Source organism: Nocardioides sp. 1609 (genome assembly GCF_004522105.1).
GTDB lineage: Bacteria > Actinomycetota > Actinomycetes > Propionibacteriales > Nocardioidaceae > Nocardioides.
The window spans coordinates 417,543-439,620 of sequence record NZ_SPUJ01000001.1 but is presented as its reverse complement, the minus strand read 5'-3'; the positions used below and the strand labels follow the sequence as shown (position 1 = coordinate 439,620).

26 protein-coding genes are annotated in these 22,078 nt (G+C 73.0%); 13 read left to right on the top strand and 13 right to left on the bottom strand.

Annotated features, from left to right (window positions below; genetic code table 11):
• Positions 1–464 precede the first annotated feature (464 nt).
• Both greA and E4623_RS01965 read right to left on the bottom strand, forming a co-directional pair.
• Complete coding sequence (greA, locus tag E4623_RS01970; RefSeq protein WP_134764834.1) at positions 465–968, bottom strand: transcription elongation factor GreA; 504 nt, start codon at positions 966–968, stop codon at positions 465–467.
• A gap of 140 nt (positions 969–1,108) precedes the next feature.
• Positions 1,109–1,510, bottom strand: coding sequence for a DUF4307 domain-containing protein (locus E4623_RS01965; protein WP_134764833.1), 402 nt, complete (start codon positions 1,508–1,510; stop codon positions 1,109–1,111).
• Positions 1,511–1,617: 107 nt separating this feature from the next.
• On the opposite strand from E4623_RS01965, the gene mca reads away from it, so the two are divergent.
• From mca to E4623_RS01945, 4 genes are all read left to right on the top strand, one after another.
• A complete protein-coding gene (mca, locus tag E4623_RS01960) occupies positions 1,618–2,493 on the top strand; it encodes a mycothiol conjugate amidase Mca (protein ID WP_245154876.1) in 876 nt (291 codons plus the stop codon).
• Between the two features lies 1 nt (position 2,494).
• Entirely contained in the window at positions 2,495–2,839 is a 345-nt protein-coding gene (locus E4623_RS01955; protein ID WP_134764831.1) for a hypothetical protein, read from the top strand.
• Positions 2,840–2,964: 125 nt separating this feature from the next.
• Positions 2,965–4,563: a GMC family oxidoreductase N-terminal domain-containing protein gene (locus E4623_RS01950; RefSeq protein ID WP_134764830.1), complete on the top strand. Its 1,599-nt coding sequence runs from the start codon at positions 2,965–2,967 to the stop codon at positions 4,561–4,563.
• Positions 4,560–6,107: an aldehyde dehydrogenase family protein gene (locus E4623_RS01945; RefSeq protein ID WP_134764829.1), complete on the top strand. Its 1,548-nt coding sequence runs from the start codon at positions 4,560–4,562 to the stop codon at positions 6,105–6,107. Before E4623_RS01950 ends, E4623_RS01945 begins: the two co-directional genes overlap by 4 nt.
• Before the next feature lie 34 nt (positions 6,108–6,141).
• On the opposite strand, the gene E4623_RS01940 is transcribed toward E4623_RS01945, so the two are convergent.
• On the bottom strand, positions 6,142–6,528 hold the full coding sequence (locus E4623_RS01940; protein WP_134764828.1) for a thioredoxin domain-containing protein: 387 nt from the start codon (positions 6,526–6,528) through the stop codon (positions 6,142–6,144).
• Positions 6,529–6,574: 46 nt separating this feature from the next.
• Here E4623_RS01940 and E4623_RS01935 point away from each other — a divergent pair, with 46 nt between their 5' ends.
• Positions 6,575–7,000 carry an SRPBCC domain-containing protein gene (locus tag E4623_RS01935; RefSeq protein ID WP_134764827.1) on the top strand — a complete coding sequence of 142 codons (426 nt, stop codon included), beginning with the start codon at positions 6,575–6,577 and terminating at the stop codon, positions 6,998–7,000.
• Between the two features lie 24 nt (positions 7,001–7,024).
• Here the strand turns inward: E4623_RS01935 and E4623_RS01930 are convergent, their stop codons facing one another.
• The 3 genes from E4623_RS01930 to E4623_RS01920 all read right to left on the bottom strand — a co-directional run bounded on the left by E4623_RS01930 (position 7,025) and on the right by E4623_RS01920 (position 9,796).
• Entirely contained in the window at positions 7,025–7,768 is a 744-nt protein-coding gene (locus tag E4623_RS01930; protein WP_209020447.1) for a hemolysin III family protein, read from the bottom strand.
• 85 nt (positions 7,769–7,853) lie between these two features.
• On the bottom strand, positions 7,854–8,783 hold the full coding sequence (locus E4623_RS01925) for an ATP-binding protein (protein ID WP_134764826.1): 930 nt from the start codon (positions 8,781–8,783) through the stop codon (positions 7,854–7,856).
• Positions 8,784–8,863: 80 nt separating this feature from the next.
• Positions 8,864–9,796 (bottom strand): AIM24 family protein, encoded by a 933-nt coding sequence (locus E4623_RS01920; RefSeq protein WP_134764825.1) that lies wholly within the window; start codon positions 9,794–9,796, stop codon positions 8,864–8,866.
• A 103-nt stretch (positions 9,797–9,899) separates the two neighbouring features.
• Here E4623_RS01920 and E4623_RS01915 point away from each other — a divergent pair, with 103 nt between their 5' ends.
• The 3 genes from E4623_RS01915 to E4623_RS01905 all read left to right on the top strand — a co-directional run bounded on the left by E4623_RS01915 (position 9,900) and on the right by E4623_RS01905 (position 13,348).
• Positions 9,900–10,673, top strand: a complete 774-nt coding sequence (locus E4623_RS01915; protein ID WP_134764824.1) for an isoprenyl transferase — start codon at positions 9,900–9,902, stop codon at positions 10,671–10,673.
• Positions 10,674–11,010: 337 nt separating this feature from the next.
• Positions 11,011–12,339 (top strand): PhoH family protein, encoded by a 1,329-nt coding sequence (locus tag E4623_RS01910; protein WP_134765390.1) that lies wholly within the window; start codon positions 11,011–11,013, stop codon positions 12,337–12,339.
• Positions 12,340–12,574: 235 nt separating this feature from the next.
• Positions 12,575–13,348: a lytic transglycosylase domain-containing protein gene (locus E4623_RS01905; protein ID WP_245154781.1), complete on the top strand. Its 774-nt coding sequence runs from the start codon at positions 12,575–12,577 to the stop codon at positions 13,346–13,348.
• Between the two features lie 55 nt (positions 13,349–13,403).
• Here the strand turns inward: E4623_RS01905 and E4623_RS01900 are convergent, their stop codons facing one another.
• From E4623_RS01900 to E4623_RS01885, 4 genes are read right to left on the bottom strand one after another with little or no spacing between them, the layout of a single operon-like run.
• Positions 13,404–13,865 carry a hypothetical protein gene (locus E4623_RS01900; RefSeq protein WP_134764822.1) on the bottom strand — a complete coding sequence of 154 codons (462 nt, stop codon included), beginning with the start codon at positions 13,863–13,865 and terminating at the stop codon, positions 13,404–13,406.
• Positions 13,866–13,902: 37 nt separating this feature from the next.
• Positions 13,903–14,502: a class I SAM-dependent methyltransferase gene (locus E4623_RS01895; RefSeq protein WP_134764821.1), complete on the bottom strand. Its 600-nt coding sequence runs from the start codon at positions 14,500–14,502 to the stop codon at positions 13,903–13,905.
• Positions 14,499–15,197, bottom strand: a complete 699-nt coding sequence (locus E4623_RS01890; protein WP_245154875.1) for a class I SAM-dependent methyltransferase — start codon at positions 15,195–15,197, stop codon at positions 14,499–14,501. Before E4623_RS01890 ends, E4623_RS01895 begins: the two co-directional genes overlap by 4 nt.
• A 2-nt stretch (positions 15,198–15,199) precedes the next feature.
• Positions 15,200–16,600 carry a class II fumarate hydratase gene (locus tag E4623_RS01885; protein WP_134764819.1) on the bottom strand — a complete coding sequence of 467 codons (1,401 nt, stop codon included), beginning with the start codon at positions 16,598–16,600 and terminating at the stop codon, positions 15,200–15,202.
• A gap of 59 nt (positions 16,601–16,659) precedes the next feature.
• On the opposite strand from E4623_RS01885, the gene E4623_RS01880 reads away from it, so the two are divergent.
• The 3 genes from E4623_RS01880 to E4623_RS01870 are packed head-to-tail and all read left to right on the top strand — an operon-like array spanning position 16,660 to position 17,880.
• Positions 16,660–17,037, top strand: a complete 378-nt coding sequence (locus E4623_RS01880) for a metalloregulator ArsR/SmtB family transcription factor (protein WP_134764818.1) — start codon at positions 16,660–16,662, stop codon at positions 17,035–17,037.
• Entirely contained in the window at positions 17,034–17,282 is a 249-nt protein-coding gene (locus E4623_RS01875) for a hypothetical protein (RefSeq protein ID WP_134764817.1), read from the top strand. Before E4623_RS01880 ends, E4623_RS01875 begins: the two co-directional genes overlap by 4 nt.
• Before the next feature lie 22 nt (positions 17,283–17,304).
• On the top strand, positions 17,305–17,880 hold the full coding sequence (locus tag E4623_RS01870) for a hypothetical protein (protein ID WP_134764816.1): 576 nt from the start codon (positions 17,305–17,307) through the stop codon (positions 17,878–17,880).
• Between the two features lie 54 nt (positions 17,881–17,934).
• Here E4623_RS01870 and E4623_RS01865 read toward each other — a convergent pair whose 3' ends face one another.
• Together E4623_RS01865 and E4623_RS01860 are read right to left on the bottom strand one after the other, a co-directional pair.
• Entirely contained in the window at positions 17,935–18,618 is a 684-nt protein-coding gene (locus E4623_RS01865; protein ID WP_134764815.1) for a hypothetical protein, read from the bottom strand.
• A gap of 71 nt (positions 18,619–18,689) precedes the next feature.
• Entirely contained in the window at positions 18,690–19,052 is a 363-nt protein-coding gene (locus E4623_RS01860; RefSeq protein WP_134764814.1) for a helix-turn-helix domain-containing protein, read from the bottom strand.
• A 94-nt stretch (positions 19,053–19,146) separates the two neighbouring features.
• Here E4623_RS01860 and E4623_RS01855 point away from each other — a divergent pair, with 94 nt between their 5' ends.
• Both E4623_RS01855 and E4623_RS01850 read left to right on the top strand, forming a co-directional pair.
• Positions 19,147–20,001 carry an SDR family oxidoreductase gene (locus E4623_RS01855; protein ID WP_134764813.1) on the top strand — a complete coding sequence of 285 codons (855 nt, stop codon included), beginning with the start codon at positions 19,147–19,149 and terminating at the stop codon, positions 19,999–20,001.
• Between the two features lie 50 nt (positions 20,002–20,051).
• Entirely contained in the window at positions 20,052–20,240 is a 189-nt protein-coding gene (locus E4623_RS01850; protein WP_134764812.1) for a hypothetical protein, read from the top strand.
• Between the two features lie 55 nt (positions 20,241–20,295).
• Here E4623_RS01850 and E4623_RS01845 read toward each other — a convergent pair whose 3' ends face one another.
• The gene (locus E4623_RS01845) at positions 20,296–22,014 is read right to left on the bottom strand and encodes a fumarate hydratase (protein ID WP_134764811.1); all 1,719 of its coding nucleotides are present in this window, start codon (positions 22,012–22,014) and stop codon (positions 20,296–20,298) included.
• Positions 22,015–22,078: the final 64 nt, after the last annotated feature.

Sequence of the window (22,078 nt, the reverse complement as noted above, 5' to 3'; positions counted from 1 at the left end):
GTGTGGGGGTCTCGACTCGGCTCGCTGGCGCTCGCCGGCTCGACCAGCGGTTGCCGGTGGTCGAGCCGCGGGGACGGAGTCACCGCGAGTCGAGACCTCGGGTGCGGGTGGTCTCGACTCGGCTCGCTGGCGCTCGCCGGCTCGACCAGCGGTTGCCGGTCGAGCCGCGGGGACGGAGTCACCGCGAGTCGAGACCTCGGTGTGGGGGTCTCGACTCGGCTCGCTGGCGCTCGCCGGCTCGACCAGCGGGTTCGGGTGTGGGTGGTCTCGACTCGGCTCGCTGGCGGTCGCCGGCTCGGCCAGCGGAGGTGCGGGGTGGTCTCGACTCGGCTCGCTGGCGCTCGCCGGCTCGACCAGCGGGCGTGCGGGGTGGTCGCGGCTCGACCAGCGGGGGTGCGGGGTGGTCTCGGCCCGGCCAGCGGGTTCGGGTCCGAGGGGATCGACCGGGTCGAGCGAGGGGAGGGTCAGTCGGTGTACGGCGCGACGTCGAGGACGACGACCTGCAGCGTCTTGCCGGTCGGGGCCTCGAAGGCGACGCTGTCGCCCTTGCTGGCGCCGAGGAGGGCCTCGCCGAGGGGGGCCTGCGGTGAGTAGACGTCGACGTCTACGTAGTCCTCGTTCTCGCGGGCACCGAGGAGGAAGCGCTCGGCCTCGTCGTCGTCGTCGCCCTCGAACTTGTAGGTGATGACCTTGCCGACGCCGACGACGCCGTCGTCGTCGGGGTCGTCGGAGACCGCCTTGAGCAGGAGCTCCTCGAGCAGGCGGATGTTGCCCTCGTTCTTGCCCTGCTCCTCGCGGGCGGCGTGGTAGCCGCCGTTCTCCTTGAGGTCGCCCTCGTCGCGAGCCTCGCTGATCCGGGTCACGATCTCCTCGCGCACCGGGCCCTTGAGGTTCTCCAGCTCGGCCTTCAGCTGGTCGTGGGCGCGGCGGGTGAGCCAGGTGGTGCCGGGCTCGGTCGACTGGGTCATGGGGGTACTCCTGTGCTGCTCGGGGGTGCGTGGGTTCGTACGTCGAAAGGGCCGCCGCGGGCCACGGAAGGGGCCCAGCGCGGACGGCCGAATGATCGACACTACCAACAGGACGGTCACCCGGGGGTGCGCCAGCACGGTCAGCGCGGTCGGCTCTGCCCCGGGGCGGTGCACCCGACCAGCTCGACGGACGTCGCCCGGCGGTCGGTCGACACGTCCCGCTCGACCGTGCCGCTGGTGCCGGCCCCGACCACGAACGACACCGTGCCGACCAGGTTGTGGTCCTCGGCGTAGGCCCGGAGCGTGCAGGTCGCCTCGACGTCGTCGTCCTTGTCGACGGTGAACCGGGCGGACGCCGTCCGGTCGTCGACGACGTCGAAGGTGAGCTGGCCCGAGGCGACGTCGGGGTCGGCCTGGCCCTTGATGATCCATCCCAGGACGGCCGCCGCGGCCACGACCACGACCACGACCGCGGTCAGGAGTGCGGGACGCCGCCAGGTGGCGCGGGTGCCGTAGCGGTCGGCCAGGTCGGTGTCGCTCACCGTGCCACTCTACGATTGGCCCCATGCCGCAGGACCCGCAGGACCAGCCCGACCAGCAGCCGTCCCACCAGCCCGGTGACCCGGCGACGTACGCCGGGTTCCGCCTGATGCACGTGCACGCGCACCCCGACGACGAGTCGAGCAAGGGAGCGGCGTCCACGGCGATGTACGTGAAGCAGGGCGTCGACGTCCACGTCGTCACCTGCACCGGCGGCGAGCGCGGCTCGATCCTCAACCCGAAGATGGACCGGCCCGACGTGCTGGCCAACATCACCGAGATCCGCCGCCAGGAGATGGAGCGGGCCCGCGACATCCTCGGCGTCCGGCAGGACTGGCTCGGCTTCGTCGACTCCGGCTGGCCCGAGGGCGACCCCAAGCCGCCGCTGCCCGACGGGTGCTTCGCGCTGGTGCCGCTGGAGGAGTCGACCGAGCGGCTGGTCCGCTTCATCCGCAGCTTCCGGCCGCACGTGATGACGACGTACGACGAGCGCGGCGGCTACCCGCACCCCGACCACATCCGCTGCCACGAGGTGAGCGTCGCGGCCTTCGAGGCCGCCGCCGACCCGGAGCGCTACCCCGAGGCCGGGGAGCCGTGGCAGGTGCTCAAGCTCTACTACCACCACGGCTGGAGCTGGGAGAAGACCAACCGCCTGCACCAGGCGATGCTCGACCACGACCTCGAGTCGCCCTACACCGAGCGGCTGCGCGAGTGGAAGCGCGAGCCCGACTGGGACGACCGGATCACCACGCGGGTCCCGTGCGGGGAGTACTTCGGCGTCCGCGACCAGGCGCTGCTCGCCCACGCCACCCAGATCGACCCCGACGGCATGTGGTTCGCGATCCCGCGCGAGCTGCAGGTCGAGGTCTGGCCCACCGAGGACTTCGAGCTCGTGACCAGTCACGTGCCGAGCACGCTGCCGGAGGACGACCTGTTCGCCGGCATCCCCGCACCCGTACCCGACACCGACACCGAGAAGGTCTGACATGGCCGCCACCCTCACGCAGCTCGCCCAGGTCGCCGTGATGGCGGTCCCCGAGGACGAGGACGTCGTCGCCGGCTGGACGGCGTTCCTCATCTTCGGCCTGCTCATCGCCGCGGTCGTGATCCTCGGCTTCAGCCTCACCAAGCGGCTCAAGAACGTCGACCGGGCCGAGGAGGCCGGGCTCTACGACCCCACCGACAAGAAGCCGCGCCCCGGCGTCCCGCTCCGCGGGCTGGCGGCGGCGCGACAGGTGCGCGAGCAGGCCGCCGCCGACGAGGCCGGTGACGGCGCCGGCGGTGGCGCCCCCCGCCTCGGCAAGGACGCCGACCCCGAGTCAGGACGCTAGGCCGCCAGGCGGGCGACCCCCGGGGTCGCGGCCCGGGGCCCGGGGGTCGATCGACCCGCCGGACCAGGGTCCGCGAACAGCGCCGACCCCCTGACGTGCGCCCTACTGAGGAGTACGTTCGCGTCGTGACCTACGACACGTACGACTACGTCATCGTCGGCGCCGGCAGCGCCGGTGCCGTCCTGGCGAACCGCCTGACCGCGGACCCCGCCACCACGGTGCTCCTGCTCGAGGCGGGCGGCACCCCGGACGTCGACGAGGTCGCCATCCCGGCGGCCTTCGCCGCCCTCGCCAAGACGAAGTGGGACTGGAACTACCAGACCACCGAGCAGAAGCAGCTGCACGGCCGCCGGGCGGCCTGGCCGCGGATGAAGGCGCTCGGCGGGTGCTCCTCGATCAACGCGATGATCTACATCCGCGGCAACCGGGTCGACTACGACGCCTGGCGCGACGAGCACGGCGCGACCGGCTGGGGCTACGACGACGTCCTGCCGTACTTCGTGCGGGCCGAGGCCAACACCCGCCTCGGCGGACCGTTCCACGGCACCGACGGGCCGCTCGTGGTCGAGGACCGTCGCTACACCCACGAGCTGACCTCGACGTGGGTCGAGAGCGCGGTCGCGGCCGGGCTGAAGCGCAACGACGACTTCAACGGCGCCGAGCAGGAGGGCGCCGGCCCCTACCAGGTCACCTGCAACGGGGGTCGCCGTTGGTCGACGTACGAGGCCTACCTGAAGCCTGTCCTGGCGCGGCCCAACCTGACCATCGCCACCGGCGCGTTCGCGACCGGCCTCGACCTGACGACACCCGCGCACGGGTCGACGCCCGTCGCGTCGGGCGTGACGTTCCGCCAGGGCGGCCGCGAGCACTCCGCGCGCGCCCGTCGCGAGGTGCTGCTCAGCGGCGGGGCGATCAACTCCCCGCAGCTGCTGATGCTCTCGGGCATCGGCCCGGCCGCCCACCTGGCCGAGGTCGGCATCACCGCCAGGGTCGAGCTCGGCGGCGTCGGCAGCGGGATGCAGGACCACCCCTACACGCCGATGGTGTGGCACACCCGCGACACCACCGACCTGGCCGAGCTGAACACGCTGCGCAACTTCCTGCGGTGGAAGACCCGCAAGCAGGGGCCGCTGACCTCCAACATCGCCGAGACCGGCGGGTTCTGGCGCTCCCGCGACGGACTTCCCGCGCCCGACCTGCAGGCCCACGTGCTGCCCACCGGGCTGTACGGCGACGGCATGGTCGAGCCGACCAGCCGGATGGTCACGGTGCTGGCCACCCTCGTCGGCACCGCCAGCCGGGGCAGCGTCCGGCTCCGCTCGGCCGACCCGGGCTGGCACCCGGCCATCGACGCGGCGTACTTCGACGACCAGACCGACCTCGACGCCATGCTGGCCGGCTGCCGCCGGGTCATGGAGATCACCCAGCAGGGCCCGATGGCGGCGCTGGTCGACCGTCCGTTCGGCCTCGACGCGGCGCCGTCCGACGAGGAGCTGGTCGAGCACATCCGCACCTACACGCAGACCACGTTCCACCCGACCTCGACGTGCGCGATGGGCAGCGGCGAGGACGCCGTCGTCGACGAGCACCTGCGGGTCCGCGGCGTCGAGGGCCTGCGCGTCGTCGACGCCTCGGTGATGCCCTCGGTGCCCCGCGGCAACACCAACGCCCCGACCATCATGGTCGCCGAGAAGGCGGCCGACCTCATCAGGAGCGCACGATGACGATCCACGACGACCGGCAGCCCACCCACGAGGAGGGCGCCCGGCAGAGCTTCGACTCGCTCAGCCCGATCACCGGCGACGTCGTCGCCAGCCACCCCGTGCACGGCGAGGAGGACGTCGCGGCCGCCGTCCTGGCCGCTCGCGAGGAGGCCGCCTGGTGGGGCGCCCTCACCTTCGACGAGCGGGCCGAGCGGCTGGTGGCCTGGAAGGGCGTCATCACCCGCCGCCTGGCCCAGCTCGCCGACCTCGTGCACCAGGAGACGGGCAAGCCGCACGGCGACGCGCTGCTCGAGGCCTCCCTCGGCATCGACCACCTCGGCTGGGCCGCCACCCACGCCGCGAAGCACCTCGGCCGGCGCAAGGTGTCGTCCGGGCTGCTGATGGCCAACCAGGCCGCGACGGTCGAGTACAAGCCGCTCGGCGTCGTCGGCGTCATCGGCCCGTGGAACTACCCGGTCTTCACGCCGATGGGCTCGATCGGCTACGCCCTCGCCGCGGGCAACGCGGTCGTCTTCAAGCCCTCGGAGTTCACCCCCGGCGTCGGGGAGTGGCTGGCCCGCACCTTCCGCGAGGCCGTCGGTCGCCCGGTCCTCTCCGTGGTCACCGGGTACGGCGACACCGGCGCCGCGCTCTGCCGCGCCGGCGTCGACAAGGTCGCCTTCACCGGCTCCACCGCCACCGGCAAGCGGGTGATGGCGGCCTGCGCCGAGACGCTCACCCCCGTCGTCATCGAGGCCGGCGGCAAGGACGCCGTCATCGTCGACCACGACGCCGACCTCGACGCCGCCGCCGACGCCACCCTGTGGGGCGCGTGCAGCAACGCCGGGCAGACCTGCACCGGCGTCGAGCGCGTCTACGTCCACGAGAAGGTCTACGACGAGTTCCTCGCCCTGCTGGTCGCCAAGGCCGAGGGGCTGCGCGCCGACGACTCGCTGGACTCGCCCCTCGGGCCGATCACGATGCCGAAGCAGCTCGACGTCATCCGCGCCCACATCGCCGACGCCCTCGCCCGCGGCGGCCGAGCCCTCGTCGGCGGCGCGGACGCCGTCGGCGACCGCTACGTGCAGCCGACGATCCTGGTCGACGTGCCCGAGGACTCGCGCGCCGTTTGCGAGGAGACCTTCGGACCCACCGTCACCGTGGCCCGGGTCGGCACGGTCGAGGAGGCGATCCGACGCACCAACGCGACGTCGTACGGGCTCGGCTCGACGGTGTTCTCGAAGGCCCGCGGCATGGAGATCGCCGGGCAGATCCGCTCCGGCATGACCGCGGTCAACGGCGTCATCACCTTCGCCGCCGTGCCGTCCCTGCCCTTCGGCGGCGTGGGCGACTCCGGCTTCGGCCGCATCCACGGTCCCGACGGCCTGCGCGAGTTCACCTACGCCAAGGCGATCGCCCGCCAGCGTTTCAAGGCCGCCCTGCCGCTGACGTCGTTCACCCGCACCGAGAAGCACGAGCAGCAGCTGGTCCAGCTGATGACGATGCTGCACGGGCGCGGCACGACGCTGCCGAAGCTCGGCCGGAAGGTGAAGCGCGCGAGGTAGGGGTGGGCGGGGCGGCCCGGGCGGAGCGGCGGCGTCAGGCCTGCCCGGCCGACTCCGAGCTCGCCGCCGCCGCGGCGACCTGGCGCCGCACGTCGTCCATGTCGAGTCCCTGGACGCCGGCGATCACCTGGTCGAGGGCGGCCGGCGGGAGGGCACCGGGCTGGGAGAAGACCAGGATGCCCTGGCGGAACGCCATGAGCGTCGGGATCGAGCGGATGCCGGCGGATGCCGCGAGCTGCTGCTGCTCCTCGGTGTTGATGGAGCCGAAGGTGATGTCCGGGTGCGCCTCGCTGGCCGCCTCGTAGGTCGGCGCGAACTGCTGGCACGGACCGCACCAGCTGGCCCAGAAGTCGACGAGGAGGATGTCGTCGCCCTCGACGTGCGAGGCGAAGTTGTCACTGGTCAGCTCGATGGTGGCCATGCCTGCACGGTAGCCGGAGGGCTGAGGAGCGGGAGAGACTGCGGCCATGAGCGAGCACGCCCTGCACCTGGACCGCACCGTCGACGCCTCGCCCGCGACCGTCTGGGCCGCCTGGACGACGTCCGAGGGGCTCGCGGGCTGGTGGTGGAGCCACTGGCCCGGCACGACCTACGACGTCGACGCGCGGACAGGCGGCCGCTACCGCATCGAGGCGCCCGAGGCCGGTGTCGGGGTCACGGGGGAGTACGTCGAGCTCGACGCTCCCCGTCGCCTGGTGCAGACCTGGGAGTGGCTCGACGACGGCGTCCCGGGCGTCACCGACCGGATCGAGGTGACCCTGACTGCCGAGGGGGCCGGGACCCGGGTGGACGTCGTCCACGTAGGGCCGGGGATGGACGCCGACTCGCGCGCCGACTACGCGTCGGGGTGGGCCTTCGTGCTGGACGCGCTGGTCGGCACCCACGGCACCTGACGGACCCGGGCAGGGACGCCGGGCTCAGCGCAGGGAGTAGGTCGCGATCGAGACGCCGACGTAGTGGCTGACGAAGGCCAGGATCGTGAAGGTGTGGAAGATCTCGTGGAACCCGAACCACTCCGGCCACGGGTCGGGCTTCTTGAAGCCGTAGACGACGGCGCCGATCGTGTAGAGCAGGCCGCCCGCCGCGATCAGCACCAGGACCGTGATCCCCACGCCGGTGCTCAGGACGGCGTTCGCCCCGTCGATGAAGCCGGGGACGAAGAACACCGCCGCCCAGCCCAGACCGATGTAGAGCGGCGTGTAGAGCCACCGCGGTGCGTCGGTCCAGAAGACGCGGAACAGCACCCCGAGGACGGCGCACGACCAGACCGTCGTGAGCAGCACGACCCGTTGGGTGCCCTCCAGGAGCATCAGCGTCAACGGCGTGTAGGTGCCGGCGATGAGCACGAAGATGTTGGCGTGGTCGAAGCGCCGCAGGAAGGCCCAGACCCGCGGCGACCAGGTGCCGGTGTGGTAGATCGCCGACACCCCGAACAGCAGCAGGGCGCTGAGCGCGAAGACCGCCGACCCCACGCGGGTGGTCGTGGTGGGGGAGAGGACGACCAGCACGATGCCACCGGCGAGCGCCAACGGCGTCAGGCCCAGGTGGAGCCAGCCGCGCAGCCGCGGCTTGACGGCCGCGAACTTCACGGCGGCCTTGTCGCCGAGGGTCTCCAGCCCGGCGCGCATCGCGTCGTTGGCGTCGTGGAAGGCCCGGTTCATGCCCGAATCGTAGCCGGGGACGACGAACGGGAGGGCGTCGGCGGCGGATGGGATCGGTCACCGACGCGGCCGGGCCGGACGGCCCTCACGTCTCGGCGACGAACCAGACGGTCGTGCCGACGACGTCGACCTCCGAGCCCCACCGAGCCGCCAGGGCCTCGACCAGCTGGAGGCCGCGCCCGTGCACCCGCAGCGGCTCGTCCGGGACGGTCCCGTCGGCCCCGTCGCGGTCGCTCGCCGGCCGGTGGCCGTGGTGGTTGCCGGCGTCGCGCACCGTCGTGGTGAGGACGCCGTCCTCGAGGGTCACCCGCAGCTCGGAGGCCGCCCCGGTGTGGATGACGGCGTTGGTGACGATCTCGGAGAGACACAGCACGACGGTGTCGACCGTGTCGTCGTCGACGCCCCACTCGGTCAGCCGCCGGCGGACGAACCGGCGGGCCGCGCCGACCGCGCGCGGGTCGCCGTCGACATCGAGGTCGGCGACCAGGACGCCGTCCGGCACGGGCTCGTCGCTCAGCGCCGCGCCCTGGCGCGGCGAGCGGAGCTGGGCGCGCCGCAGCCGCTCGCCGAGCGCCGTGACGCCGGCGGTGAGCGCGTCGCGGCGCGGCGGCTCGAGGTCCTCGGTGCTCTCGAGCTGCAGCAGGACGCCGCCGAGCACCTGGCCGTGCACCACCATCGGGGCCGCGACGACGCCCGCGGTCGGACCTCCGACCTGGCGGGCGATCCAGCCGGGGAACAGCGGGGCGAGGTCCTCGAGGGTGCCCGCGACCCGCTCGCCGGTGCGGACCGTCATGGTCAGCGGCAGGTCGTCGTAGGCGTCGATGTGGCACCACTCGACGGCGACGCCGGTGCGGTCGGACGCGGTGAACCGCAACCGCCGGCCGCCGCCCTCGGTCAGGGCCAGGGCGGCGCGGTGCACGCCCGGCGTGGCGGCGAGGTCGGTCAGGGCGGCCCTCGCGACGACGTCGAGCGGGACGACGGCGGCGCGGGCGGTGCGCGCGCCGTCGTCCGCCATGGGGTCGAGCCTAGAGCGGGAGGGGCGGTCGCGGGGCCGAACGAGCCGACGGCCCCGCGACCCGGCGACGACGGGGTCGACTACTGGCCGGGGACCTGCGGACCCTCGGAGGGCTGCACGATGACGAAACCCTGACCCTGGAACGACACCTGCACTGCCTCGCCCGAGCCGCGGCCGATGAGTGCGCCGGCGCTCATCGTCGACTTCAGCGAGGTGTCGAGGTGGGCCGACCAGGCGACGATCGCGTCGGTGTCGGCGAACGTCGGCGCCTCGCCGGCGTTGAGGACCACGGGCTCGCCGTCGGTCACGATCGCGACCCACCCGGTGCCGCGCAGCGTGGTGTTGAACAGGCCGCCGGCCATCATGCTCGCGCCCTTGACCCGCTCGATGTTCCACTGCAGCGACGCCGAGAACGCCAGCACGTTCTTGCCGTTGGCCGAGATCCCGGTGTTCGTGAGGTGCAGCAGGTGCACGTGCTTGGCGGTGTCGGCGATGAACACGTCACCCTGGCCCTCGACCCGCATGAGGGGCAGGCCCTCGCCGGTCAGCGCCTTCTTGATGACCCGGCCGGCGCCGCCGCCCTGGAAGGCGAAGGTGACGTTGCCCTGGTAGGCGACCATCGAGCCCTGCCGCGCCATGAACGGCTCGGTGACCCGCACCCGGAGCAGCTTGTTGTTCTGCAGCTGCGGGCCGGAGCCGGTCACCTCGGAGAAGCGGCCGTCGATGAGGTCGCCGGAGATCCCGTTGAACGCCTGCCCGGGCACGCCCTGCTGTCCACCCTGCTGCGCACCCTGCTGCGCACCCTGCTGGCTGCCGTGCTGCTGGGCCGGCTGGCCGCCGTGCTGCTGGGCCGGCTGGCCCGCCTGCTCGGGCTTGGCCTGCTCGGAGGGGGCGGCGTCGAGCGGCGCCGTGGACTGCACGCCGTTGTCGACCACGTGCTCGGTCCACTGGGAGCCGTCCCAGTAGCGCAGCTCGTGTCGACCGGTCGGGTCCGGATGCCAGTCAGCGTTCATCGTTCGTGTCTCCTGTCGTGGATGCGTCGACCGGGGACATCGTGACACCGCCGAGCCGACCTGACGACCAGCGGACCGGCACGGGGTGACCTACGATCGGGGCGTGGCCGACTGGAAGCGGGGGATCAGGAGTGTGCTGTACCCGGCCTACGAGGCCCGGGTGCTGCGGCGACTGCCCGGCAGCCTGCCCCAGCACGTCGGGGTGATGCTCGACGGCAACCGTCGCTGGGCCAAGGCGGTCGGCCGCGACACCTCGCAGGGCCACCAGGCCGGCGCCGCCAACATCGAGCCGCTGCTCGGCTGGTGCGACGAGGTCGGCATCGAGGTCGTCACCCTGTGGCTGCTGAGCACCGACAACCTCAACCGCCCGGCCGCCGAGCTCGAGCCGCTGCTCGCGATCATCGCGGACGCCGTCGACTCCCTCGCCGACCAGCGTCGCTGGCGGCTGCACCCCGTCGGCGCGCTCGACCTGCTGCCCGACGACGTCGCCCGGCGCCTCAAGGCCGCCGCCGAGGCCACCGCCGACGTCGACGGCATGCTCGTCAACGTCGCGGTCGGGTACGGCGGCCGGCGCGAGATCGCCGACGCCGTCCGCTCGCTGCTCCACGAGCACGCCGCGATGGGGACCTCGCTCGAGGAGCTCGCCCAGATCCTCGACGTCGAGCACATCGCCGACCACCTCTACACCAAGGGCCAGCCCGACCCCGACCTGGTGATCCGCACCTCGGGGGAGCAGCGGCTCGGTGGGTTCCTGCTGTGGCAGAGCGCCAAGTCGGAGTTCTACTTCTGCGAGGCCTACTGGCCCGACTTCCGTCGCGTCGACTTCCTGCGGGCCATCCGCGCCTACGCCCAGCGCGAGCGCCGCTTCGGTTCCTGAGGAGCCAGCGGAGCGAGCGTCTCGACGGACGGTTCCCGAGGACTTAACACGCCGTTCACCCGCGGCCGGGCGTGTCTGCCCGCAACCGTCCCTCGGCGGTCGTAGCGTCGTCGGCAACAGCGGGTGGGGAAGCCCGCTGCATCGGGAGGCCCCAGCGTGAGCGATCACGACCATCACAGCGACGGTGCTCGCACCGCCGTGCGAGGACGCCGGCACTCCGGCGCTGGGGCATCTCTCCGGTCCATCTGCTCGAGGTAGGGACCGGGCGAGGAGTGCGCGCGCGGTCCGGATACAGGGGATCACCGTGGCCACTGCCGCAGCTCGCACCGCCGGACCGATCGACGGATCCACCGAGGGGCCCCTCGACGGGCACACCCGCACCTACGTGCTCGACACGAGCGTCCTGCTCGCCGACCCCGGTGCCATCCGCCGCTTCGACGAGCACGAGGTCGTCCTGCCCGTCGTGGTGATCACCGAGCTGGAGGGGAAGCGGCACCACCCCGAGCTCGGCTTCTTCGCCCGCTCGGCCCTCCGGGCGCTCGACGACCTGCGGGTCGTCCACGGCCGGCTCGACGAGCCCGTCCCGGTCGGCGATTACGGCGGCACCCTGCGTGTCGAGCTCAACCACACCGACCCGGCGGCCCTGCCGTCCGGGTTCCGGCTGGGTGACAACGACACCCGCATCCTCGCCGTCGCCTGCAACCTGGCCGGCGAGGGCCGCGACGTGACGCTGGTCTCCAAGGACCTGCCGATGCGGATCAAGGCCTCGGCGGTCGGACTGGACGCCCAGGAGTACCGCGCCGAGGCGATCTCCGACTCCGACACCGGCTACTCCGGCATGACCGAGCTCGACGTCGAGGCGGCGGCCCTCGACGAGCTGTACGACGACGGCGTCCTCGACCTCGCCGCGGCGCGCGACCTGCCCTGCCACCAGGGCCTCGTGCTGCTGTCGGACCGCGGGACGGCGCTGGGCCGGGTCGGTCCCGACAAGCAGGTCCACCTGGTGCGCGGCGACCGCGAGGCGTTCGGGATCCACGGTCGCAGCGCCGAGCAGCGGGTCGCGCTCGAGCTGCTCCTCGACCCGGAGGTCGGGATCGTCTCCCTCGGGGGTCGCGCCGGCACCGGCAAGTCCGCGATGGCGCTGTGCGCCGGCCTGGAGGCCGTCCTCGAGCGCGGCCAGCACCAGAAGGTCGTCGTGTTCCGGCCGCTGTTCGCCGTCGGCGGGCAGGAGCTCGGCTACCTGCCCGGCTCGGAGACCGAGAAGATGTCGCCCTGGGGCCAGGCGGTCTTCGACACCCTGGGGTCGATGGCCTCGAAGGAGGTCGTCGAGGAGATCCTCGCCCGCGGCATGCTCGAGGTGCTGCCGCTGACCCACATTCGCGGCCGCTCGCTGCACGACTCGTTCGTGATCGTCGACGAGGCCCAGTCGCTGGAGCGCAACGTGCTGCTCACGGTGCTGTCCCGCATCGGCGCGAACTCCAAGGTCGTGCTCACCCACGACGTCGCCCAGCGCGACAACCTGCGGGTCGGGCGGCACGACGGCGTCGTCGCAGTGATCGAGAAGCTCAAGGGCCACCCGCTCTTCGCCCACGTCACGCTCACCCGCTCCGAGCGCTCGCCGATCGCGGCGCTGGTGACCGAGATGCTGGAGAACGTCACCCACTGAGGGTCCCGGCCGCCGTCGGGGCGGGTGGTTCCCCTGTGACGCACGGGACTGCCCGCCCCGGCCCCGTCGACCGGGATCGGTCCACGGACAGCCCCGCCGGGTTTGCACGCAGCCATCCCAGGAGGCATGGTGGGCCGAGATCTCTCGTGGTCCAGCACCGGACCCAGCCGATCGCCCGCCCCGAGTGGCAACCGACTGTCGTCTATCCCCTGGGTCTGAGCTCTTGTCGAAGCACGTGAAGCACGTCCCGAAGCACCGCGGCGCGCCGGCGCGTCCTGCCGTCACCACCGCCGTCGCCGGCGCGGTGGCCGAGGCGCCCCGCAAGATCGTGGGCACCACCGTGATCCTGTCGTCGCTGGCCGTCGCCGCGACCGGCGTCACGATCACCGGCGGCCTCGTCGCCACGTCGCCGGGCAGCACTGCCGCAGCGGTCGACCAGGCCAACCCGGTCGGTGCCGACACCGCGGCCGACGACGCCACGACCGACCCCGGCAGCCCCGTCGACAGCTCCACCGACAGCCCCGTCGACAGTGCGGAGCAGACCGCGGCCGACGTCGCCGAGCTGGCCGCCGCCGTCGAGCCGGCCACGCGCACGCCGGTCCTGTCGCGCTCGGCCGACCGCCGCCAGGCCACCGACCCGCTCAAGGAGGCCGCACTGGCCGCCGAGGCCGCCGGGCCCGCCGAGGCCGGCAGCCAGGACCTCTCCGACGCCGACCCGCGCGACATCGCGCGGGCGCTGCTCGCCGAGTTCGGCTTCTCCGCCGACCAGTTCGGCTGCCTCGACTCGCTGTACACCCGCGAGTCCGGCTGGAACGTCTACGCCGACAACCCGTCGTCCTCGGCCTACGGCATCCCGCAGTCGCTGCCCGGCTCCAAGATGGCCTCCGCCGGCGCCGACTGGGCGACGAACCCGGTCACCCAGATCCGCTGGGGCCTGGGCTACATCGAGGACCGCTACGGCAGCCCCTGCGGCGCCTGGGCCCACAGCGAGTCCCACGGCTGGTACTGACCCGCCTGCGCGAGCCCCTCGGCTCGCGTGTCGCCGGACCCGGCCCGACGCGCCGTCAGGGCCGCAGGTTGGTCCGCGAGATCGGCTGCTCGCGCGGACCGCCGGCCTGCGTCGTCGTCAGGACGTCCACGAGGGCGGCGACGACCAGAAGGATCGAGGTGCCGAGCAGGATCTGCGCGCCGGGCCCGAACGACGGCGGGTTGCTCCCGCTCTCCGGCTGGAGGACCAGCATCGCGATCGCGACCACCCCGATCGCGATCGTCGCGAGCGGGACGGCGTAGCCCGCTGGTCCGGTCGCTCCCATCAGCGCGGTGAGCACCAGGGCGCCGACGAGCAGCAGCCCGAGGAGCGCCGCGCCGGGCCCGTCCGTCTCGACCGCCGACCAGAGGTTCATCGTGCGGTAGACGCTGTCGGGGCGGTCGGCGTCCGGTTCGTAGAGCTGGACGAACGAGCCGACGAAGGCGAGCGCCGCGCCGATGAGGTAGAGCTGGCCGAAGACGGGGTGGCGGGGGGTCACGACCGGCACCTACCCACGCCCCGGCCGGGCCAACCGCTCAGGTGCGGGCGACCAGCAGGTAGCGCTCGTCGGTGATCGGCCCGCCCCAGAACACCTCGTCCGGCATCGGGACGACGCGCACGTCGGCCACGTGGGCGCCGACCAGGCGCTCGGACTCCGCCGCGGTCAGGCCCCCGCCGGTGTGCCACCGTCCCTCGACCAGCACCAGCCGTCCACCCGGCCGCAGCAGCGCCGTCCAGCGCGCGAGCGCGGACGCCGGGTCGGGCAGGGCCCAGAGCACGTGCCGGCACAGCACGACGTCGGTCGAACCCGGCTCGTACGGCGGGTCGCCGGCGTCACCGATCGCGAACGGCACGTCGAGCCCGGCGGCCGTCGCCTTGGCCCGGGCGCGCTCGACCATCCGCGGCGCGAGGTCGACCCCACGGACGCGGTGGCCCGCGTCGGCCAGGAGCAGCGCCAGCGTGCCGGTGCCGCAGCCGACGTCGACGACGTCGGCCGGGGCGGCGGGCAGGTGGGCGGCGAGCAGCTGGCGCCAGGCCTCCCGGGTGGCCGGGTCGCCGAGCCCGTGGTCGGGCTCGTCGTCGAAGTGCTCGGCCTCGCCGTCCCAGTAGGTCCGCTGGGCGTCGGGCTCGCTCACCGCGCCACGAAGACGGTCACGTGACCGGCGTACTCGCGCGGACCCTCGAACGGCGGGAGCGACCAGGTGACGTCGTCGGGCCAGGACGCCAGGTAGGCCACGGCCGCGGTGTGGTCGGCGAAGAACGCGCGGGTGCTGAGGTCGTCGCGGGTGACCTCGTCGAAGTGCTCGCGCAGGGCGGCCTCGCCGTTCTCGCTGGAGAACTGGGTGCGGAGCGGGGTGCCGCCCGCGTCGCGGCGCAGGTCGCCGAGGTGGTCGTCGCCGTTGGTGACCGCGACCAGGATGCCGTCGGGTCGCAGCACGCGCCGCGCCTCGGCGAGCCCGCGGTGCAGGTCGGGCAGGTGGTAGAGCATCCACATCGCGGCGACCGCGTCGAACGCGTCGTCGGCGAACGGCAGGTCGAGGGCGTCGGCGACCCGTGCCTCGACGCCGCGCGACGCCGTCAGCTCGACCAGGCGGGCCGACTGGTCGACCGCCACGACCTCGGCGTCGGGCAGCGCGTTCGCGAGCCGGCCGGCGAAGGCGCCGGTGCCGCAGCCGACCTCCAGCACCCGCCGCGGCGCGGTCGCGACGATGGCGGCCAGGGCCTCGGTGGCCGGGTCGCGCCCCTCGCGCGTCGGGTGCCAGACGGACTGCCGGATCTCGAGGTGCACCTCGGTGCGGTACTGCTCGTGCACGTGGTCGCGGTCGGTCATGCTCACGGGTGCGTCATCCCCTCAAGGTCGAGGGCGGCGTCGAGCTCGGCCTCGGTGAGCTCGCCGCGCTCGACGTACCCGAGTGCGAGCACGGTCTCGCGGATGGTGCGGCCCTCGGCGAGCGCCTGCTTGGCGATCGCGGCGGCGGCCTCGTAGCCGAGGTGCTTGTTGAGCGGCGTGACCACCGACGGCGACGACTCGGCGTAGCGGCGCATCCGCTCGGCGTCCGCGGTGATGCCGTCGACGCACCGGTGTGCGAGCAGGGTCGTCGACGTCGAGAGCAACCGCACCGACTCGAGCACGTTGCGGGCCATCACCGGCATCGCGACGTTCAGCTCGAAGCTGCCGCTGGCACCGGCCACGGTCACGGCGGCGTCGTTGCCCACGACCTGGAAGCAGACCATGAGGGTGGCCTCGGGCAGGACCGGGTTGACCTTGCCGGGCATGATGCTCGAGCCCGGCTGCAGGTCGGGGAGGTGGATCTCGGCGAGCCCGGTGGTCGGCCCCGACGACATCCAACGCAGGTCGTTGCAGATCTTGGTCAGACCGACGGCGACCGTGCGGAGCACCCCGCTCAGCTCGACCAGCGAGTCGCGGGTGCCCTGTGCCTCGAAGTGGTTGCGGGCCTCAGTGAAGTCCTGGCCGGTGGCCTGCGAGAGCACCTCGATCACGCGGGCCGCGAAGCCGGGCGGGGTGTTGATCCCCGTGCCGACCGCGGTGCCGCCCAGCGGGAGCTCGCGGACGCGGGGCAGCACCGACTCGAGCCGTTCGACGGCGAACCGGAGCGTGGCGGCGTACCCGCCGAGCTCCTGGCCGAGCATCACCGGTGTCGCGTCCATCAGGTGCGTCCGTCCGGACTTCACCAGGCCGCCGAACTCGTCGGCCTTCGCCTCGAACGAGCCGGCCAGCGTGCGCAGCGCCGGGACCAGGCTCTCGACGACGGCGAGGGTGACGGCGACGTGGATCGCGGTCGGGAACGTGTCGTTGCTCGACTGGCTCGCGTTGACGTGGTCGTTGGGGTGCGCCTGGACCCCGGCCTGCGCGGCCAGGGAGGCGATCACCTCGTTGGCGTTCATGTTGCTGCTCGTGCCCGACCCGGTCTGGAAGACGTCGATCGGGAACTCGGCGTCGTGCTCGCCGGCCGCCACGGCACGGGCGGCGGTGGCGATCGCGTCGGCGACCGCAGCGTCGACGACGCCGAGCTCGCCGTTCACGACGGCGGCCGCGGCCTTCACGTGACCGAGGGCGTGGACCAGGGCCGGCTCGATCGGGGTCCCGCTGATCGGGAAGTTCTGGACGGCGCGCTGCGTCTGGGCGCGCCACAGGGCGGAGGCGGGAACCTCGACCTCGCCCATGGAGTCGTGCTCGATCCGGACGGCGTCGGTGGGGGGCTGCTGGTTCATCAGGCCAACCTAACCTCTCACCCTTGACGCATCAGTAACACATCCGTTACCAATAGCGGGTGGACCCGTTCTCCGCCGTCTCCGACCCGGTCCGTCGCGAGCTGCTGCGCTCGCTCCTCGCCGGGCCGGCTCGGGTGGTCGACCTCGCGGCGTCCCGCTCGATCAGCCGGCCCGCCGTCAGCAGGCACCTGCGTCTGCTCGTCGAGGCGGGCCTCGCGACCGTCGAGGACCGGGGTCGGGAGCGTCACTACGCGCTGGCCCCGGACGGCCTGGCCCCGCTCCAGGGCCTGATCGACGACCTGCGTCCACGGGTCCGCCTCGACGAGGGCGTGCTCGACGCGCTCGACCTCGAGGTCCGCCGCACGGTCCGCGACCACCGGGCCGAGCTCGCCGACCCACCCCGCGCCCGACCCGACGCACCCGAGGAGACCGCATGACCGCCACCCCCACCGGACGCCGGGAGACCCGGCACGGGCACGACAGCGTCGTGCTCGAGCGCACCCTCCGCGCCCCCGTCGAGTCGGTGTGGGCGGCGATCACGGAGTCCGACCGCCTGGCCCGCCGGGAGTGGTACCTCGACCGGTTGGCCGCCGCCGAGACCGGCGGCGACGTCGCGGGCCTCGACCTCGGCGACCACCACCCGGCGCTGGAGGAGCACTACCGGGAGATGTTCCGCGCCTGACCCGCGACACTAGGCTCGCCGCATGTCGCGGTGGCTGGAAGACCTGAGCACCCTCCAGGTGCTGCTCCTCGTGCTCGGCGTCCTGCTCGGCGGCTCCGTGCTCGCGGCCATCGTCGGCGGGGTGCTGGTGCGGCTCGGGATGCGGCGTCCGTGGGTCGTCGACCGCTCCAGCCGGCTCTCGATGCGGGCGCTCGGGCTCATCAAGCGCCCGCTGACGATCGTGGTGCTCGACGAGGTCGCCGCGGTGATCCAGACCGGGCACTACACCAAGAACATCTCCGACGCCCTGCTCGAGAACCATGACGAGATCAAGGCGATGGTGGCCGAGAAGGTCCGCTCCGACCCGAACGCGCGCATCGTGAGCAGACTCCCGGGCTACGACACCATCGTCTCCGAGGTGTCCGAGACGGTGATGCGGGTGCTCATCGACATGCTCAGCGACCCGCGGATGGACGAGCTCGTCGCCGACCTGCTCCGCAACAACCTCGACCAGATCAAGAGCGCCGTCCGCGAGCGCGCGCACGAGGACGTCGTCGTGGTGCCGGCCGACCCGGTCCCGGCGTCCGCTCCCCGTCCGCGACCCCGCCCGGGGCCCTGACGGCGGCCCTGACGGTGCGTCCCGACCGCGGTCCCGCCTGGCCGTCGTCGAGGCTCAGACCGTGCCGACGTAGAGCCAGTAGTGCTCGTCGCGCTCCTGGAGCCGGACGTCGTGCCGCTCGGCGCGCGTGGTCGAGAAGACCGCCGCCAGCGAGCGCTCGAGGTCCGGCGCCTCGGCGGCCGACCACACCGCCACCGCGCCGCCCGGTCGCAGCATCGCGCGCACGCTCCGCAGGAACGGCGGCTCGTAGAGCACGGCGTTCGCGTCGTGCACGAGGTAGCCGGGGCCGTTGTCGACGTCGAGCAGCAGCAGGTCGTACGACGCCGGCCGGGCCTCCGCCACCGCGACCGCGATGTCGGCCACCACCACGCTCACCCGCTCGTCGGCCAGCAGGGCCGGGCCGTGGGCGATGGTGCCGTCGCGCATCCAGTCGACGAGCGCCTGCTCGACCTCGACCACGGCGCACGTCTCCACGCGCGAGTCGGCCAGCACCTGGTGCATGGTGAACCCGAGGCCGAGGCCGCCCACGGCCACCGCGCGCGGGTCGGCGACCACCGTCAGTGCCGCGGTGGCCAGCGCCTGCTCGGTCGCGACCTCGCGGGTGTCCATCACGAAGACGCCGTTGGCGCGCAGCTCGAGCGCGGTGGGAGCGCCGGCGTCGTCGGGACCGGGACGGCGCTCGCGCAGCACCAGCTCCCCGCGCTCGGACTCGGCGCGGGCGATCTCGACGTGCTCCACGGGTACCTCCACCGGTCGGGGTCGGTCCCAGGGTTCCACCCCGCCCGCGGGGGGCGTCCACCCCGGGGGTCTCAGCCGTCGCCGACGATGGCGTCGGCGTGCGCGGCGATCCAGGCGAGGAGCGGCGACATCGCCTCGACCAGGTCGCCGCCGAGCGGCGTCAGGCTGTAGTCGACGCGGGGCGGGATGGTCGCCTGCGCGTCGCGGACGACGAGGCCGTCGGCCACGAACGTCCGCAGGGTCGCCGCGAGCATCTTCTCGCTGATGCCGTCGACGGTGCGGCGCAGCTCGCCCCACCTCAGGGTGCCCTCGGCGAGCGCGGCCAGCACGAGCACACCCCACTTGCTCGTGACGTGGTCGAGCACCACCCGGGTCGGGCAGCCGTCGGTGAACGCGGTGGGCGCGTCGCCCCGGATCTCACGCAGGCTCAGCATCCACCCACCTTACCAAAAGGTGGGTACCTGCATCTGGGAAGTACCAAGCCGGGGCGACCGTTCCCCTCGTGAACCGTCCACGAAAGGAACCATCATGACCCTCCTCGTCACCGCCGCCTCCGGCCAGCTCAGCCGTCTCGTCCTCGACGCGCTCCTCGACCGCGGCGTCGCCCCGGCCGACGTCCGGGCCGGCGCCCGCACCCCCGACCGCCTCGCCGCCTACGCCGAGCGCGGCGTCGACGTGGTCGCCCTCGACTACTCCGACCCGGCCACGGTCGGTGCCGCCCTGGAGGGCGTCGACCGCGTGCTGCTCGTCTCCGGCACCGACGTCGGCCAGCGGGTGTCGCAGCACACCGCCGTCGTCGACGCCGCGCGGGCGGCCGGCGTGGACCTGCTCGTCTACACCAGCGCACCGCACGCCCGCGAGGCCGACTTCGTCCTCGCGCCCGATCACCGGGCCACCGAGGAGGCGATCGAGGCGGCCGGCGTCCCGGCGGCGATCCTGCGCAACAACTGGTACCACGAGAACTACGCCCAGGCCCTCGACACCGCCCGCTCGACCGGCGTGCTGACGACCAGCGCCGGGGACGGGCTGGTGGCCAGCGCCGCGCGGGCCGACTTCGCCGAGGCTGCCGCCGTCGTGCTGTCCACCGACGGCCACGCGGGCCGGGTCTACGAGCTCGGCGGCGACGTCGCCTGGGACCAGCCGACCCTCGCGGCGGCCCTCGGCGAGGTGCTCGGCCGTGAGGTCGAGCTCCAGCAGCTGAGCACCGACGAGCACGTCGCCCTGCTCGAGGGTGTCGGCCTCGACGCCGGCACCGCGGGCTTCGTCGCCGGCATCGACACCGGCATCCGCGACGGCGTCCTGGGCGACGTGGACGGCACGCTGTCGCGCCTCATCGGTCGTCCGACCACGCCGCTCGTCGAGGGGCTGCGCGCCCTGCTCTGAGCACCGTCGGGGTGGACCGGGGGCGCACCCCGGTCTGCCACGGTGGAGGGATGAACAGCCAGAAGCCCGGGGACGAGGGCGGCCAGGTCTCGCAGGTCGCCAAGATGGACCCCGACGACGCCGACACCCCGATCGACGACAGCCAGGGCGTGGCCGGCAACCCGGACGCACCGCCGCCGGAGGAGCTCAAGGAAGCCGGTCCGAACGCCAACCCGCACGCCGGCGAGGACACCCACTAGCCACCACCTCGATGCCGGGTCGGCGCGACGTCGCGCCGACCCGGCATCGTGACGTTCACTCCGCGCTGCGGACCCGCAGTCCTGACCCACCCAGCGAGCTCAGCGGGACCGTGACCGTGCCGGCGGGGTCGGTGAAGAAGTCGTTGCCCTTGTCGTCGACGACGATGAAGGCGGGGAAGTCCTCGACCTCGATCTTCCAGACCGCCTCCATGCCGAGCTCGGCGTACTCCAGGACCTCCTGGCTGCGGATGCAGTCCTGGGCCAGCCGAGCAGCGGGGCCGCCGATCGAGCCGAGGTAGAAGCCGCCGTGGGTGGCGCAGGCCTCGGTGACGACCTTCGAGCGGTTGCCCTTGGCCAGCATCACCATCGAGCCACCGGCGGCCTGGAAGGACTCGACGTAGGAGTCCATCCGGCCCGCGGTGGTCGGCCCGAACGAGCCGGAGGCCATGCCCGCGGGCGTCTTCGCGGGGCCGGCGTAGTAGACGGGGTGGTCCTTGAGGTAGCCGGGCATCTCCTCGCCGGCGTCGAGCCGCTCCTGGATCTTGGCGTGGGCGATGTCGCGTGCCACGACGAGCGGACCGGTGAGGGAGAGCCGGGTCTTGACGGGGTGCTTGCGCAGCTCGGCCAGGATGTCGGCCATCGGCTGGTTGAGGTCGATGGCCACGACCTCGCCGCCGGCGCCCCCCGACGAGATCGTGTCGGCGACGCCGGCGTCCGGCATGTACTGCGCCGGGTCGGTCTCGAGCTGCTCGAGGAAGACGCCCTCGGCGGTGATCTTGCCGAGCGCCTGCCGGTCGGCCGAGCACGACACCGCGATCGCGACGGGGCAGGAGGCGCCGTGGCGCGGCAGCCGGACGACGCGGACGTCGTGGCAGAAGTACTTGCCGCCGAACTGCGCTCCGATCCCGAACGACTGGGTCAGCTGGAAGACCTGCTCCTCCAGCTCGAGGTCGCGGAAGCCGTGCGCGCTCGCCGAGCCCTCGGTCGGGAGGTTGTCGAGGTAGTGCGCGGAGGCGTACTTCGCGGTCTTGAGGGCGAACTCCGCCGACGTGCCACCGATGACGACGGCCAGGTGGTACGGCGGGCAGGCGGCCGTGCCGAGCGAGCGGATCTTCTCGTCGAGGAAGCTCAGCATCCGCTTCGGGTTGAGGATCGCCTTGGTCTCCTGGAACAGGAAGGACTTGTTGGCCGAACCCCCGCCCTTGGCCATGAAGAGGAACTTGTACTCGGGGTCGTGTCCCGGTCCGCCGGGCGTCGAGTACAGCTCGATCTGGGCCGGCAGGTTCGTCCCGGTGTTCTTCTCCTCGTACGTCGTGAGCGGCGCCAGCTGCGAGTAGCGCAGGTTGAGCTTCGTGTAGGCGTCGTAGACGCCGTGCGAGATCGCCTCCGCGTCGTCGGCGCCGGTGAGCACGCCCTCGGACTTCTTGCCCATCACGATCGCGGTGCCGGTGTCCTGGCACATCGGCAGCACGCCGCCGGCGGAGATGTTGACGTTCTTGAGCAGGTCGAGCGCCACGAACCGGTCGTTGCCCGACGACTCGGGGTCGTCGATGATCCGCCGCAGCTGGGCGAGGTGCGCCGGGCGCAGGTAGTGGCTGATGTCGTGCATCGCCTCCGACGTCAGCAGCCGCAGCGCCTCCGGCGCGACCTTGAGGAACCTCTGCCCGTCGACCTCGACGGTCGAGACACCCTCGGTCGACACGAGCCGGTACGGCGTGTCGTCGGCGCCCGTCGGCAGCAGGTCGGAGTAGCGGAACTCGGCGTCGGTGCTCACGAGCAGTCATCGTAGGCGCCGCCCTGCGGGCTCGATCGTCGAGACCCGTGCGCCGTAGGCTGGC